Annotated in this window: 13 protein-coding genes; 8 read left to right on the forward strand and 5 right to left on the reverse strand. The window is 73.3% G+C overall.

Annotation, left to right across the window (positions count from 1 at the left end; genetic code table 11):
- Positions 1 to 64 precede the first annotated feature (64 nt).
- Entirely contained in the window at positions 65 to 1,522 is a 1,458-nt protein-coding gene (locus tag ACFWAR_RS20235; RefSeq protein WP_385778990.1) for an aldehyde dehydrogenase family protein, read from the reverse strand.
- Positions 1,523 to 1,593: 71 nt separating this feature from the next.
- A complete protein-coding gene (locus ACFWAR_RS20240) occupies positions 1,594 to 2,430 on the reverse strand; it encodes a helix-turn-helix transcriptional regulator (RefSeq protein WP_354380780.1) in 837 nt (278 codons plus the stop codon).
- Between the two features lie 361 nt (positions 2,431 to 2,791).
- On the opposite strand from ACFWAR_RS20240, the gene ACFWAR_RS20245 reads away from it, so the two are divergent.
- Positions 2,792 to 3,310: an ATP-binding protein gene (locus tag ACFWAR_RS20245; RefSeq protein ID WP_385778992.1), complete on the forward strand. Its 519-nt coding sequence runs from the start codon at positions 2,792 to 2,794 to the stop codon at positions 3,308 to 3,310.
- A gap of 166 nt (positions 3,311 to 3,476) precedes the next feature.
- On the opposite strand, the gene ACFWAR_RS20250 is transcribed toward ACFWAR_RS20245, so the two are convergent.
- The gene (locus tag ACFWAR_RS20250; protein ID WP_283461268.1) at positions 3,477 to 3,713 is read right to left on the reverse strand and encodes a DUF397 domain-containing protein; all 237 of its coding nucleotides are present in this window, start codon (positions 3,711 to 3,713) and stop codon (positions 3,477 to 3,479) included.
- 101 nt (positions 3,714 to 3,814) lie between these two features.
- Positions 3,815 to 5,878 carry an FUSC family protein gene (locus ACFWAR_RS20255; protein WP_385778994.1) on the reverse strand — a complete coding sequence of 688 codons (2,064 nt, stop codon included), beginning with the start codon at positions 5,876 to 5,878 and terminating at the stop codon, positions 3,815 to 3,817.
- A gap of 124 nt (positions 5,879 to 6,002) precedes the next feature.
- Between ACFWAR_RS20255 and tatA the strand changes: the two genes are divergently transcribed.
- Complete coding sequence (gene tatA / locus ACFWAR_RS20260; protein ID WP_385778996.1) at positions 6,003 to 6,191, forward strand: Sec-independent protein translocase subunit TatA; 189 nt, start codon at positions 6,003 to 6,005, stop codon at positions 6,189 to 6,191.
- 26 nt (positions 6,192 to 6,217) lie between these two features.
- On the opposite strand, the gene ACFWAR_RS20265 is transcribed toward tatA, so the two are convergent.
- Complete coding sequence (locus tag ACFWAR_RS20265; protein WP_385778998.1) at positions 6,218 to 7,393, reverse strand: DUF2786 domain-containing protein; 1,176 nt, start codon at positions 7,391 to 7,393, stop codon at positions 6,218 to 6,220.
- A 61-nt stretch (positions 7,394 to 7,454) separates the two neighbouring features.
- Here ACFWAR_RS20265 and ACFWAR_RS20270 point away from each other — a divergent pair, with 61 nt between their 5' ends.
- From ACFWAR_RS20270 to ACFWAR_RS20295, 6 genes are all read left to right on the forward strand, one after another.
- Positions 7,455 to 8,249 carry an NmrA family transcriptional regulator gene (locus ACFWAR_RS20270; RefSeq protein WP_385779000.1) on the forward strand — a complete coding sequence of 265 codons (795 nt, stop codon included), beginning with the start codon at positions 7,455 to 7,457 and terminating at the stop codon, positions 8,247 to 8,249.
- A gap of 457 nt (positions 8,250 to 8,706) precedes the next feature.
- A complete protein-coding gene (locus ACFWAR_RS20275) occupies positions 8,707 to 10,428 on the forward strand; it encodes a bifunctional 3'-5' exonuclease/DNA polymerase (RefSeq protein WP_385779002.1) in 1,722 nt (573 codons plus the stop codon).
- A 169-nt stretch (positions 10,429 to 10,597) separates the two neighbouring features.
- Entirely contained in the window at positions 10,598 to 12,052 is a 1,455-nt protein-coding gene (locus tag ACFWAR_RS20280) for a protein kinase (RefSeq protein ID WP_385779004.1), read from the forward strand.
- A 101-nt stretch (positions 12,053 to 12,153) separates the two neighbouring features.
- Positions 12,154 to 12,708, forward strand: a complete 555-nt coding sequence (locus ACFWAR_RS20285) for a hypothetical protein (RefSeq protein ID WP_385779006.1) — start codon at positions 12,154 to 12,156, stop codon at positions 12,706 to 12,708.
- Between the two features lie 11 nt (positions 12,709 to 12,719).
- Positions 12,720 to 14,738 (forward strand): ThiF family adenylyltransferase, encoded by a 2,019-nt coding sequence (locus tag ACFWAR_RS20290; protein WP_385779008.1) that lies wholly within the window; start codon positions 12,720 to 12,722, stop codon positions 14,736 to 14,738.
- 20 nt (positions 14,739 to 14,758) lie between these two features.
- Positions 14,759 to 15,385, forward strand: coding sequence for a hypothetical protein (locus ACFWAR_RS20295; protein WP_385779010.1), 627 nt, complete (start codon positions 14,759 to 14,761; stop codon positions 15,383 to 15,385).
- Positions 15,386 to 15,406: the final 21 nt, after the last annotated feature.

Consider the following 15,406-nt stretch of genomic DNA (forward strand, 5'->3'; position numbering starts at 1 on the left):
GCCTCTTGTCTGTGGGGCTCTTCGACAAGGAACAATCTAGGGACCAACTAGGTCAGTTGCTGTCCTAGAAGGGGAAGTGGGTCCGCCCGTGTTGGACCGAGATCCACTTCTGCGTGGTGAAGGCCTCCACCGTCGCCTCACCGTTCAGCCGACCCAGACCCGAGGCCTTCTCGCCGCCGAAGGCGGCCAGCGGCTCGTCCCCGATGGTGGAGTCGTTCACGTGGATCATGCCCGTCTCGATCCGCTGGGCGAAGCGCACGCCGCGCTCGACGTCCCGCGTGTGGACGGCGCCGCTGAGGCCGTACGGGGTCGCGTTGGCCAGCCGTACGCCCTCCTCCTCGCCGTCGAAGACGACCAGCAGGGCCACCGGACCGAAGATCTCCTGGCCCAGGAGCGGGGAGTCCTCGGGCAGGTCCGCCAGCACGGTCGGTTCGACCAGGTTGCCGCGCGTAGAACCGCGCACCAGTGCCCGCGCCCCCGAAGCGACGGCCCGGTCCACGAGCGCGGTGAGCGCGTCCGCCTGGAAGGAGTTGATCAGGGGACCGATGTGGGTCTCGGGGTCGTGCGGGTCGCCCGTGTTCAGGGAGCGCACCTTCGCGACGAACTTCTCGGTGAACTCGGGGGCGACCGAGCGGTCCACGAGGATCCGGTTCGCGGCCATGCAGACCTGGCCCTGGTAGACGAAGCGGCTGAAGACGGCCGCGTCCACCGCGTAGTCGAGGTCGGCGTCGTCGAGGACGACCAGCGCGCTGTTGCCGCTCAGCTCCAGGACGGTCCGCTTGAAGTGGCGGGCGGCGACGGCGCCGACGTGCCGGCCGACCCGGTCGGAGCCCGCGAAGGAGATCACCTTGGGCACCGGGTGGGTGAGGATCGCGTCCCCTATTTCGGCGATGTCGGTGACGAGGACGTTCAGCAGCCCGGCGGGGAGCCCCGCCTCCTCGAAGATCTTCGCGATCACACCGCCGCCGACGACCGGCGCGTTCTGGTTCGGCTTGATCACCACGGCGTTGCCGAGCGCCAGCGCGGGCGCGACCGACTTCATGGTGACCAGGAAGGGGAAGTTGAAGGGGCTGATGACGGCTATCACGCCGACGGGCAGCCGCTGGACCCTGTTCTCCTTGCCCGCCACCGGCGAGGGCAGGATGCGGCCCTCGGGGCGGACGGAGAGCTGGATGGCCTCCCGGATGAACTCCTTGGCCAGGTGGACCTCGTACTCGGCCTTGGGCCGGGTCCCGCCCAGCTCGTCGATCATCGCCTCGACGATCTCCGGCTCGCGCTCCTCGGTGATCCGCAGGGCGCGTTCCAGCACGGCGCGTCTGGAGTAAGGGCTGGTCGCGGCCCATTCGGCCTGCGCGCGCTCGGCCGCCCGGTAGGCGCGGTCGACCTGTTCGACGGTGGCCACGGTGATGGCCGCGAGCTTCTCCCCGTTGTAGGGGTTCACGTCGATGATGTCCCACGAGCCCATACCGGCCAGCCACTCGCCGTCGATGTACTGATGGGCCAAGTCGCTGAATATGGACATGCCATCCCTTACTGCGAGCGCGCACCCTTGCGCTGCACCGGAGACTGATCAGTCGTCATAGTACGTGCGAATCAAGACAGTTGGAGCAGGCCCCGGAGAAGATCCCGGGTCTGGCGCGGGTCCGGGCAGTCGCCCTGGAGCCGTTCCATGGCCCGGCTGTACTGACCCACTTCCTCTTCCTTGTCCAGGTAGAGGGCGCTGGTGAGCTGTTCCAGATAGACGATGTCCTGCAGATCGGACTCGGGGAAGCGCAGCAGCGTGAACGCGCCGCTCTCGCCCGCGTGCCCGCCGAAGGAGAAGGGCATGACCTGGAGCTGCACGTTCGGGCGCTGGGAGATCTCGATGAGGTGCTCCAGCTGACCGCGCATCACGTCCCGGTCGCCGTACGGGCGACGCAGGGCGGCCTCGTCGAGGACGGCGTGGAAGACGGGGGCGTTCTCGGAGACCAGGACCTTCTGCCGCTCCAGGCGCAGCGCGACCCGTCGGTCGATCTCGGCGGCGGTGGCCGTGGGCATGCCACGACTGACGACGGCGTGGGCGTACGCCTCGGTCTGGAGCAGGCCGTGGACGAACTGGACCTCGTAGATGCGGATGAGGGAAGCGGCACCCTCCAGGCCGATGTAGGTCTGGAACCACCCGGGCAGGACGTCGCCGTAACTGTGCCACCAGCCGGCCGCGTTGGCCTCGCGGACGAGCCCGAGGAGCGACTCGCGCTCGGTGCCGTCCATGACTCCGTAGAGCGTGAGGAGGTCCTCTACGTCTCTCGCCTTGAAGCTCACCCTTCCCAACTCCAAGCGGCTGATCTTCGACTCGGACGCGCGGATCGAGTAGCCGGCCGCCTCACGGGTGATCCCACGGGATTCACGGAGCCGCCTGAGCTGCGAGCCCAGGAGAATACGGCGCACCACAGAACCGCTTGCTTCTGCGGTCACTAGTCCTGCCCTCCCCTTCGCCTTGGCGTGCGCGGGGCCCCCGTACCCCAGGGGCCGCAGTCTGCCACCAAAACGCATCGGCCCGTACTCGTTCTGTAACGGAATCCTGCGTCCCGGAAAAGAAGTCCGTAAGTATGCGTAGGAAGAAATGAGCAAGAACCATGACGGGACCGGACAGGTCCGGCGCGTGCACGTGCATCTGCCCTTGCATCTGACATCCGCATTCGGAAGCATGGTCCCCGCGCACCTGCGTGCTCTTCGCGCCGGCGCGAGACCCACCCCGCAGTTCTTTCTGGTCAGGGCCACCGCCCGGCCGCGAATCCCGGGAGTGCCTCGCATGGGGACGAATGGATCGACCGTGCTAGAGCCGTTACGGCAGGGGCTTCCCCCGGTCGACCCCACGGCTGTCTCGGGGTCCGCCTCCTGCGCTCTGCCCGCCCGCTACGAGGCGGTGCGCGGCGCCCGTTCGTTCACCCGCTCGACACTGTCGGGGTGGGGACTGGACAGCCGCTTCGACGACGTCTCCCTGGTCGTCTCCGAACTCGTCACCAACGCGCTGCGGCACGCGCTTCCCGAGGATTCCCACGGCTGTACGGGGTCGCGCGGGGAGCAGGACCCGCCGGTCCGCCTGCACTTGATGCGGTGGAGCACCCGGCTGGTGTGCGCCGTGCGCGACCCGAGCGAGGACCGGCCCGGGGGCTGCTTCTCACCGGAGCGGACGGAGGAGAACTTCGACGCCGAGTCGGGGCGCGGGCTGTTCCTCGTGGACTCCTACAGCGACAGCTGGGGCTGGCACCCGCTCGCGGGACGGCTCACCGGCAAGGTGGTCTGGGCCCTGTTCATGCTCCAGGACTGACGCGGCGACAGGGGCGCGGCGCCCACCCCACCGGTGGGCGCGCACCCGTCGCGGACCGGCCGTTCCACACGACACTGACCGGGAACGATCACTGCGATCGTTCCCGGCCAGTGCACGTGCATGGCTCGATCAGCCGCCCTGTGCCTGCCGCCCGCGGCCCGCGCCGTCAGGCGATGAGGTGGTCGAATTCCCCGTCCTTGACGCCCAGCAACAGCGCCTCTATCTCGGCCGGCGTGTAGACCAGCGCCGGTCCGTCCGGGTGACGTGAGTTCCGTACCGCCACGTTGCCTCCCGGCAGCTTGGCGAACTCCACGCAAGACCCCTGCGAGTTGCTGTGCCTGCTCTTCTGCCACATCACCCCGACGAGTGCCGCGGCCGCCATCCCGTTGTACGCGTGGTCCACAGGAAGCCCCCGATAGTGCAGATGTCAACTGCACCGGATCATAGCTGTGTTCAGAAACAGCTGCATGGGCAGATGCACGTGCACGCGGCGTGGTCCTTTGATCACAGCCGGACGGCCGGTTTCGCCCCGAGCGCCGCCGAGACCTCCTCCAACGACTCCCACAGCAGCTCGGCGGCGTTGCGCAGCACCCCGGGCGGCGGTCCGTCCGGCCCGTCCAGCACGCCCCGGACCGCCTCCCACTCCGGGACCCGCCGCTCCCGCACCGCCCGGGCGCCCTCCTCGGTCGCCGTCCGCAGGGCCCGCGCGAGCGCCGCCGCACCCGGTACCGGCTCCCGGTCGCGGTCGGGCAGGTGCGCCTCCAGGAGCATCGCGCGCCGCCCCAACGCCGCCAGCGCCTCGGCCGCGTCGTCGGCGGCCGAGCGGGAGATCCCCCGGTGCCGCACCGGCTCCCCGGCGGCCCGCGAGAGGGCCTCCTGCCAGGCGATCCGGGCGTCCCGGGAGGCCAGCACCGCCTCGCGCACGTCCGCCCGCCGGGCGCCGGCCGGGTCGGCGTACTGCCCGAGCACGGCCGCCGCGTACCGCCCGCTGGCCGCGACCCAGTCGGCGAGCCGGGTGCGCAGCCGCGGGGTCTCCCACGCCGGGTAGAGCGCGTAGGCCACCATCGCGAGCAGCCCGCCGACGAGCGTCAGGGCGACCCGGTCGGGGACCGTCTGGTCCCAGCGCACCCCGCCCATGCCGAGCAGGAAGACGACGTACGCCGACACGAACACCTGGGAGACGGCGTACCCCGTGCGCATCAGGACGTACATCAGGCAGGCGCTGACCACCGCCAGCAGCCCGGAGAGGTACATGCCGGGATGGGCGAGCTGGACGATGCCGGTGGCGACCGCGACCCCCACGAGGGTCCCGCCGAAGCGGGCGACGGCGCGCGAGTAGGTCTGGCTGAAGTCGGGCCGCATCACCATGACAGCGGCCATCGGCGCCCAGTAGGCGTGCCCGAAGGGCAGCGCGTGCCCGATCAGGTAGCCCGCCGAGGCGACCGCGGCGACGCGCAGCGCATGGCGCAGGATCGGCGATCCCGGCCGCAGCTCCGCCCGTACCGCCTTGGCCACCAGCGGGACCAGCCCCGGCAGGGTGGGGCGCAGCATCGATTCCGCGGGGTCCGCCGTCCGCCCGGACCCCGGCTCGGCGGTCTCCAGCACGTCCGCCAGCAGGGCCGCGAGCCGGCGCGCGGCCCGCAGCGCCGCCCCGTCGAGCAGATCGGGCGTGTCCGGCGAGTTGAGGACGGCCAGGTCGGGCGCGGGCAGCCGGACGGGCTCCCCCTGCCGGATGGCGCGCGCGGCGGCGTCCAGTACGGACCCGGCGGCGGCCAGCAGCTCCCGCACCCGGTCCCGGGCGGGCCCCTCGGCCGGAGCCCCCACCGCCGGGTCGGCGAGCGAGGCCAGCACGGGCCGGATCCGCTCCGCGAGCCCCCGCGCCCCGTGCAGTTCGGCGGGGCGGCTGCGGGCCTGGCGCCGGGTGACGATGGCGGCGGCCCGGGCCGTCATCAGCGGCGCGGGGTCGAAGGGCGCGGCCGGGTCCTGGCGCAGCCGCCGCGCGTAGTCGCCCTCGGCGGCGAGCGCGTCCGCCAGCGCGTCGCGCTGGGCCCCCCAGCGGCGCACCGGGAACAGCACGATCAGCAGCGCCTGCACCACCCCGCCCGCGGCGATCAGCGCGGCGTGTCCGGCGGCCTGGGCCACGGAGGTGGGCAGGGTGACCGTCACCAGCATGATCGCCACGTTCCCGGAGGCGATCACCCCGGCGGTCGGACCGGCCGCCCAGAGCATCCCGGAGGCGAAGGTCCACACCGCCAACAGGGGGAGGAAGGCCAGGGTGTGGGAGGAACCGACGAGGTAGCCGACGAAGGTGCTGACGGCGAGGGTGAGCCCGGAGGCGAGCGCGAGCACCGGCCGCGGGCGCCAGCTGCGCTGGAAGGAGGCGATGGCGGCCATGAAGGCGCCGAAGGCGGAACTCGCGGCCGAACCGGCCCCCAGGAAGGCCAGGCTCAGCCCGACGACGAGGGCCAGCCCGACGCCCGCGCGGACCGCGATGAGGGGCTCCAGCCGGGTCCGCTCGACCGTCAGTCCCGCTCGCGCGGTGTCCTTCAGGGCCCTGAGCCAGCTCATGCCGCGAGCGTAGCTTCTTTCAGGACTTCTTCAGATTTGTACGGACCCGATCGGTGGCGCTTCCATGAGGCGGTCCAAGGCCGTCCAACACCGGTCACCGCACGTCCGAAAGATGGGTACGCGCATGCTCAGGAACGCCATGGAACCCTGGCACCTCGTCGTCCTCCTGGTCGTCTGTCTCCTCGTGTTCGGTTCGAAGAAGCTCCCCGACATGGCCCGCTCGCTGGGCAAGTCCGCCCGCATCCTCAAGAGCGAGGCCAAGGCCATGCGGGCCGAGGACCAGACCCCCTCGACCGAGGTCACCCCGCGCTGACCACGGGGGCGGACCGGCGGGTCCCGCTACTTCCGCAGCGCCTGCCGGTCCGGTCGCCCCGCGTTCCCCACGTGGGCGCGGTCGGCCGCCTCGGTGCCGTCGGTCCACCCGGCGAGGTCGGTGGCCCCGCGCAGCCGGGTCGTGGTCGTCTTCGGGAACATCTCCTCGGCCCGGGAGCTGACGGCCACGTCACGGGCCACCAGCGCGGGCAGGTTGTCGGGCGCCTCGGAGGCCGTGTGCTCGGCGGTCTCCGCGAGCCGCTGGCCCAACCGGCTCGCGTAGGCCAGCAGGAACGACTGCCGGAAGGTCTTGGTGCGCTTGCGCCCACCGGCCCGCTGGCCGGCCTCGGCGCGCGTCATCGCCGCCGTCCCCTGCACGAGCAGCGAGGTGTAGAGGAGCTCCACCGACTCCAGATCGCCCTCGAACCCCACCACCGTGGAGAACTCGAAGGACGCGTTCCACACGGCCTGGCACCGGTTGGCCCGCGCGACCGCGTCCAACAGCACCGCCTTGGCCTCCTCGTACGGCGGCTCCACACCGATCCGGCAGGCCCCCGGCAGCTGCCCGGACCCGCCACCGCGCACGGCCAGCAACGCCTCGTCGACGGTGTGCCGGGCCATCAGCTCCTGCGCCTTCGCGCTCAGCGCCTCCGCCTCCTCGGGGAAGGTCGTGGCCTCGGCCTTCGCCAACAGCGCCCGGATCCGCCCGAGCATCCGCGGCTCTATGTGCCCGTGCGCCTCCAGCTCCCCGGCCGGATCCCCCGGCAGCGGCCCCACCGGCTCGATCGAGGGCAGCCGCACCAGCACCCGCAGCACTTCCAGCACCGCGGTGGCGAGCGAGAACCGGTCGCACTTCTCCCGCGCGACCACCCGCTCCGCGTACCCGGAGTCCGCTCCCCACCACGCCTCGGCGGCGCCCCACCGCGCGGGCAGCCGGGCGTAGCGCCGCGCCTCCCCGGCGATCAGGTCCCCGACGAGCCGCACGTGCCGCTCGTCCAGGTCCCGGCGCACCAGCCGCACCACGTCGGCGGGCTGCCAGCCGCGCTCCCAGGCCTGGCGCACGAACGCCTCGCCGCGCGCCAGCAGTTCCTGTCCCACCTCGCCCCACGCGGCGGCGGCCAGCACCGACGCGCCGGTGTCGAGCCCGGTGTCGTCCTGGGCGTAGAGGGCGGCGGCGAAGGCACGGTCGACAACATGTTTCACACCAACAGCTTGGCACGCCCCTCCCGAGTGCCCCCGGACCCGTCCCTTCGTTGACCAGTCCATGCTGTTAATCACCGGCGCCTCGGGCGCCCTGGGTTCCCTCATCGCGCAGAAGCTGGCGCACCACCCCCGGACCCTGATCGGCACCCGGACGCCGACCGCGAACCAGCGCGAGATCGACCTGGACGTCCCCCGCACCCTCGACTTCACCTCGGTCGAGACCCTCCTGCTGATCTCGGCGGGCTACGGCGAGGACGACACGGTCATCGCCCGCCACGAGGCGGCGATCGGCGCGGCCGAACGCGCGGGGGTGCGCCACGTCGTCTACACGAGCCTGACGGCACAGGGCGACCACCTCCCCTACGCCCTCGCCCACCGCTGGACCGAACGCCGCCTGCGCGACTCCCCGCTCGCCGCGACCGTCCTGCGCAACGGCCTGTACGCCGAACTCCTGGCCGCCCTCGCCGCCCCCGGCCCCGACGGCCGGATCACCGCCCCGCTGGGCACCGGCACCGTCGCCGCCGTGGCCCGCGAGGACCTGGCCGACGTGGCCGTACGGGTCGCCCTCGACCCCGGGGCGCACGCGGGCCGGACCTACGAGCTGGTCGGCGCCCGCTCGATCGGCGGCGCCGACCTGGCCACCGCGACGGGCACGACCTACGCCCCCTCCACCCTGGCCGCGGCCCGCACCGCCCTCTCGGGCCCCGGCTCGGTCCCCTTCCAGGTCCCGATGCTGATCGGCACCTACTCCGCCATCGCGGCGGACTTCCTCTCCACCCCCGACCAGGGCCCCCTCCACACCCTCCTCCCCACCCCGCCCAGAGACGCCCTGCGGACCTACGCGGCCACCGCCTGACCCCGAGCGGAAACGGTCGGCGCGGGCGGGCCGCGGCCGGGCCGGTGACCCCGCGCGGAAACGGTCGGCGCGGGCGGGCCGCGGCCGGGCCGGTGACCCGCGCGAGTGTCTCCTCGGCTCGCGGCAGCGGCCCCGTCGGACACTGCGCCCGGCGGTGACCGCTCGTCCTTGCGGGGACACTCCCACGTGCCCCCGTCCCGGCCGCGACCCGCGCGGAGGTCCCGCGTCAGGGCGGCGGCGTCGCGACGGGGTGGGGTGTCCCCGCAAGGACGAGCGGTCACCGCTGGCCGCAGTGTCCGACCGGCCCGAGCCCGCGAGCCGAGGAGACACCCCACCCCGGCGCGGCGACGCCGCCCTGACCACCCCCGACCCCGCCGAAACGCACCGCCCGAAACGCCCCGCCGACACCACCCCGCCACCGAAGCCGGATGTCAGACCCCGGTGGAACACTCGAACGATGAGCGACCACCCCGCCCGGTGGGCGTTGGCCGAAACCCCGGACGGCCACTGGCAGGCCACCCCGGCCGACGGCCACGACCACGGCCGAGCCCCCCGCACCACCACCCCCACCCCCGCGGAAGCGATCCGCTCCGCCCCACCCGGCACCCGCTGGATCTGGCGCTCCACCCAGGCCGTCTACCCCCGCCTCCTCGCCGAGGGCGTCACCGTGGAGCGCTGCTACGACGTGGAGGACGCCGAGCTGCTGCTCCTCGGCCACGAGGGCCGCCTCGGCGAGCCCCGCTCCGCCGCCGCCGCATGGGCCCGCCTCACGAACGCCCCCGTCCCGCCCGACCCCCCGCAGCGCGCCGCCGAGCCCGGCACCCAGTCGTCCCTCTTCGACCCCCGCCCGGCCCCGCTCCCCCTCGAGGCCCTGCTCGCGGTCTACGCCGACCAGATGCGCCGCCACGGCGCCACGGCCCACCCCGACCGCATGCACCTGCTCACCACCGCCGAGTCCGCCGGGTTCCTCGTCGCCGCCGAGATGAACCGGGCGGGCCTGCCCTGGCGGGCGGACGTGCACCGCGCGCTCCTCACCGACCTCCTCGGCGAGCGCTACGGCGGCGGCGGGGCCCCGCGCCGCCTCGCCGAGCTGGCCGAGCAGATCTCCGCCGCCTTCGGCCACCCGGTCCGCCCCGACCTGCCCGCCGAGGTCATCAAGGCCTTCGCCCGCGCCGGGATCAAGCTGAAGTCCACCCGCCGCTGGGAGATCCAGGAGATCGACCACCCCGCCATCGCCCCGCTGCTGGAGTACAAGAAGCTGTACCGCATCTACACCGCCCACGGCTGGGGCTGGCTCCAGGACTGGGTGCACGACGGCCGCTTCCGCCCCGAGTACGTCCCCGGCGGCACCGTCACCGGCCGCTGGGTCACCAACGGCGGCGGCGCCCTGCAGATCCCCAAGGTGATCCGCCGGGCGGTCGTCGCCGACCCCGGCTGGCGGCTCGTCGTGGCGGACGCCGACCAGATGGAACCCCGCGTGCTGGCCGCGATCTCCCGCGACCCGGGCCTGATGGAGGTGGCCGGCCGCCCCGAGGACCTCTACACCTCGATCTCCCGGCAGGGCTTCTCCGGCGACCGCGACATGGCCAAGATCGCCGTCCTGGGCGCGGTGTACGGGCAGACCTCCGGCGACGGCCTCAAGAACCTCGCCGCACTGCGCCGCCGCTTCCCCCGCGCCGTGGCGTACGTCGACGACGCCGCCCGCGCCGGTGAGGAGGGCCGGCTGGTCCGCACCTGGCTGGGCCGCACCTGCCCGCCCGCGGCGGGGGCCGGCGCCCAGGAGGAGGCGGGCCTGCCCCAGGAGGAGGGCGCGCACTCCGACGACGGCGCCCCGGACCCCGCCCCCGGCGGCGGCTACGGCTTCACCCCCGGCTACGCCTCGTCCGACTCCCGGGCCCGCGGCCGCTTCACGCGCAACTTCGTGGTCCAGGGCAGCGCCGCCGACTGGGCCCTGCTGATGTTGGCCGCGCTGCGCCAGGCCACCGCCCACCTCCGCGCCGAGCTGGTCTTCTTCCAGCACGACGAGGTGATCGTGCACTGCCCGGTCGAGGAGGCCGAGACCGTGTCCGAGGCGATCCGCGCGGCGGGCGACCGGGCCGGCCGGATCGCCTTCGGCGAGACTCCGGTTCGCTTTCCTTTCACCACAGCCGTGGTGGAGTGTTATGCCGATGCAAAGTAGCGACGCAAAAGAGCCACACGAGGTTCAGAGATGTTTCAGAAATACGCTGAACCGATGACCGGGTGAGTGCCACCCTTGTCCCATGTCGGGTATTCGGGGGGCGGGCCCATCGCCCGTGCGGCGCCTTGTGCTGGACCGGTACGCACTGCTTGAGCGTTTCCAAGGAGGCATGGCGGAAGTCTGGAAAGCGCATGATCAAAGGCTCGACCGAACGGTCGTGGCCAAATTCCTCCGGGTGGGCGATCGGGGCACGCATCCGGCCCTCCGCTTCCTGCGCGAGGCGAAGATCCTCGCGGCCATCGACGACCCCCGGATCGTCCGCGTGCACGACGTGGACGAGGCCCGGATCGACGGTTTCTGGCACCTCTACCTGATCACCCAGTACATCGAGGGCCAGACCCTGCGCGTCGTCCTCCCCAAGGGCCGCCGGCTCGCGGTGGACCACGCCCTGCGCTGGGCGGCCGAACTGTGCGAGGCGCTCGTCCCGGTGCACGCGCGGGACCTGGTCCACCGGGACATCAAGCCGACCAACGTCATGGTCCGCGGGGCCCGGACGGCCGAGCCGGGCGCCTCGGGCACGCTGGTCCTGCTGGACTTCGGCATCGCCCGCACCTACACGGCCTACGGCGCGCTCGGGTACGCGGCCGGGGTCACCGGTGACGCCCAACTCATCGGCACCCCGGAGTACATGGCTCCCGAGTGCTTCTTCCAGGACCCCATCGGACCGGCCACCGACCTCTACGCCGTCGGCTGCGTGCTCTTCGAGATGCTCACCGGGCGCCAGCCCTACTCCGCCCCCGACGACTACGGCACGCTGGTCAACCTCCACTGCCGGGCCCCGATCCCCTCCGTCCGCTCCCTGCGCCCGGAGGTGCCGCCCGCCGTGGACCACCTGGTCACCCGGCTGCTCACCAAGAACCCCGGCGAGCGCCCCGCCGACGCCCGCGAGGTCGCCGGGCTGCTGCGCGGGCTCAGCCTGGCCGTCGTACCGCATCCCACCGTCGTCGTCACACCGCCCACCCCGCCGCCGCCCGGCCCGCCGCCCGGGCCCCCGGCCGACCCCGCACGGGAGGTCGAGGCCCGCTGCAACGCCGTGCTGGAGGCCACCGAGCGGGATCCGGAGGGCGCGGTGGGCGAGCGGGTGCGGCTGCTGCGCGACGTACTGGACTTCGCGCACGCCTCCCTCCCCGCCGACCACCGGGGCACCTGGCTGGTCGTCCTGCACCTCGCCCAGGCCATGGCCCGGGCCGGTCGCCCCGCGGCCGCCGCCGAGCTGCTCGCGCCGGTGGCCGCGCGGGCCCGTCAGGTGCTGGGCGCCGACGACCAGTTGGCCGTCGTGTGCGCGCTCAACCTCGCCCGCTACATCGGCGAGTCGGGCCATCCGCGCCCGGCCGCCCAGCACCTGCTCGAACTGCGCACCGCCGTCTCCGGGGTCCTGTCCGCCACCGACCCCAAGCTCTCGGAGATCCGCTACGACCAGGCCCACTGGCTGGCCGCCGCCGGCGAGACCCGGCGCGCGGCCGCCGAGTTCGAGGCCCTGTACGCCGACCACTGGACGGCGTACGGCCCGGACCACCCGCAGACCGTCCGGCTGCGCGAGCTGATAGCCCGCACCCGGGCCTGAACCGTGGGCCGTGCCGCGCGAGGACCCGCGCGGCACGGCGCACGCCGCACACCACATCACGCACGGCGCACCACCGAATCACCAGGGAGGGGATGGGGACCATGGCAGACATGTACGACCTGAACGCGATCCGCGACAGCTTCTTCGCCAGCCAGTCCAAGAAGGGCGCGGCCCAGCAGGAGGTGTACGTCGACCGCGAGGGCAAGGTCCGCCTCGGCACCGGCGGCCAGGACGACGCGCCGCTCTCCAGAGTCCCGCAGAGCACCTTCGCCGCCCGGACCGACGCGGGCCGTCTGGAGCGCGAACGCCGCGTGGTGGCGAGCAAGTTGCCCGCCAACACCTACTACGAGGACGCCCCCGGCGCCGAGGGGTGGGTCTACGAGATCAGCACGATGTTCGAGCACCGCTACGTGATGTGCGCGCGCTTCGACGGGACCGAGTACCAGGTCCGCCTGATCGAACCGGAGTTGGAGTCGCTGCCCAGCCACGACCAGCACGGCTTCCACCTCTACCACAGCGGGCTGATCTGCCTGTCCGAGCGCCCCGGCTCGGGCCAGCCCACCCTGGAGGAGGCGTACGCCCGTTCGGCGACCTGGGCGCTCGGCGTCGACTTCGTCCGCATGGGGCGCCCGTTCCCGTTCAACCGCAAGCAGTAGGGACCGATGCCGTGCTGCCCGTACATGTCTTCGACTATGTGATCGACCAGGTGGGGCGGGACATCGGGCGGACCCGGCCCGAGCAGGGCGGCGCCCTGCTCGGGCTGCGCGGACGCGACGTGCTCACCGCCTTCGTGCACGACGCGCGCGCCCAGGTGACCCGGGTGGAGTACAGCAACACCGCGTGGCTGCTGGACGAGATAGGGCGGATGGAGGAGGCCGGCCCGATCCGCTTCAAGGGCATCATCCACTCGCACCCGGCGCGCATGCCCCGGCCCTCCCAGCAGGACCACCGGGAGTACGGGCGCACCCTGGAGGCCGTGCCCGACCTCGGGCGCTACATCGCGCCGATCGTCACCCACGACCTCACCACCCCGGGCGAGCGCCACGAGCTGTTCACCGACACCGCCCGGATCTCCTTCTTCGGTGCGATGTGGACCGAGCGCGGGGTCCGCCTGGAGCCGATGCGTCCGGTGGTCGTGCCGCTGGCCGCCGCGCTCCGCCACGCCGGGCTGTCCTGGTCCGACTCCCTCCCGCTCACCACCCGGGTGGGCACGGTGCCCGGGGTACGGGTCCCCCTGCCCCCGGGCCGCTCCGGCGCCCGGCGCTACCTCTTCGCCACCGCCGACTTCCCGGTGGCCCCGCCCCTGCTGCTGGAGGAGGCGGGGGCGGACGGTCCGCACCCCGAGCTGATCGTGCGGGAGCTGGGCTGGGACCCGCGGATCCCGGAGCAGGACCGACTGCGCGAGGCCCTGGGGGCCGGTACGCCCGCGCCCGGACCCCGCGGCAAGGGCGGCGCGGGACAGCCCGCCCGCCACGCGTCCGCGTCCGGGCCCGGTCCGGAGCCGCTGTCCGCCACCCGGGAGCTCCCCGTGCCGGACACCCGCACCCCGAGCCCGCGCACGCCCGACACCCGGATCCAGGACACCCGGATCCAAGGCGCCCGGATCGCGGACGCCCCCGCACCCGCCCCGCTCTCCCCGGACGCGCCCCTGACCCCCTCCGCACCGCCCCCGGGCCGGATGCGGCGGCTCGTCTACCGGGTCGGGATCGGCCGGCGGCGGGCCGCGCGCGCCGGTCTCTTCGCCCGGACCCAGGGCCTGCTCTCGCCCGCGCTGAGGGACGCCCACGTCGTGCTGGTCGGGGTCGGCTCGGTCGGCAGCTACCTCGCCGAGGTGCTGGTCCGCTCCGGGGTCGGCCACCTCACCCTGGTCGACCCCGACCGGGTCGAACCCGCCAACCTGGGCCGCTCGTTGTTCGGGGTGCGCGACATCGGCCGCAACAAGGCCAAGGCCACCGCCCGGCGGCTGCGCAAGGTGAACCCGCGGCTCAAGGTCACCGTGATCAAGCGCGACGTCGGCGCCCTCGACTACCACCAGTGGTACCAGCGGATCTCCGACGCCCAGCTCGTCGTCGCCGCCACCGACGACAACCACGCGCAGCAGCGCCTCAACCACCTCTCCTACTACCTGCGCCGCCCGGCCGTCTTCATCGGCCTCTACGACGGCGCCGCGGGCGGCGAGATCGTCTTCACCACCCCCGGTTCGCCCTGCTGGTCGTGCGCGACCGGCGGGGTCCGCGAGTCCCTGGGCGAACTGGGCCACCAGCCGCGCACGGACTACGGCACCGGCCGCCTGTTCGCCGTACCCGGGCTGCTCACCGACATCCACCACCTGACCGCGGCCGCCGCGAAGGTCGTACTGGCCCTGCTGCACCCGAGCGGCGGACCGGACCGGGTCGGTGGGTTCCTGACCGCCCCGCTCCAAAAGGACCTGTCCATGGCCCTGTTCGCGATGGAACCCGACCACTGGTTCTTCCCGCGCGTGCTCGGCGAGGCACCGGGCCAGCACGCGTTCCAGAGCATCTGGCTGCGCACCGGGCGGCGGCCCGACTGCCCGGTCTGCGGCGAGCTCTCGCTGCGCAGCGACCCCGGCGAGTACACCGCCCGGAAGCAGGACGAAGCCGAACTCACCCGCATCCAGAAGCGGGCCTACCAGGAACGCAGACGCCGCCAGCAACACCGGCACTGAAAGAGGAGGGAGGGACACCCATGGTGGACGATCTCACCAGGCGGATGCGCGAGAAATACGAGGACCGTCAGAAGTCCGCCGGGGGCACGCCGCCGCCGACCCCGAAACCCACCCCGGCACCGGCCCCGACACCGAGGCCCACGCCCGCACCGACGCCCACGCCCGCCCCGCGGCCCCGGCCGGTGGCCGTGCGGCAGCAGCCGGTCGCGGGTCTGGGGGCGTTCTCGGCCTTCGGCCAGGGCGCGGCGTTCGTCCTGCTCATGTGGCAGCTGCTGGTCCTCAGCGGCTGGACGGCGCCGCTGAAGCTGTCGGCGCAGTACGCCTCGCGCTGGCCCGAACCGCACCGGCTGGCGCTCAAGGAGATCGCCGCCGACTGGTACCCCGACCTGCGCGAGCTGGTGCTCTTCCAGGGGCCGGGGCGGGAGTACCCGTGGCTCTTCCCGGCCTGCGCGGTGGTCCTCTACCTGCTGGTCCGGGTGGGCCGCCTGCCGGAGGGCCTCCAGGCCCTGCTGGGCACGCTGGTCGGTGCCTACGGCCTGACGGCCCTCCTCGCGAGCGCCCCGCCACTGCTCGTCCAGTGGCCCCTGGGCCTGACCCTCGCGGCCGCCGCATGGGCCGTGATGCACCGCCTCTACGTCAGGGAGTGAGCCCCTTCGGGCCCGGCCGGG

This window comes from Streptomyces sp. NPDC059917 (assembly GCF_042730635.1).
GTDB lineage: Bacteria > Actinomycetota > Actinomycetes > Streptomycetales > Streptomycetaceae > Streptomyces.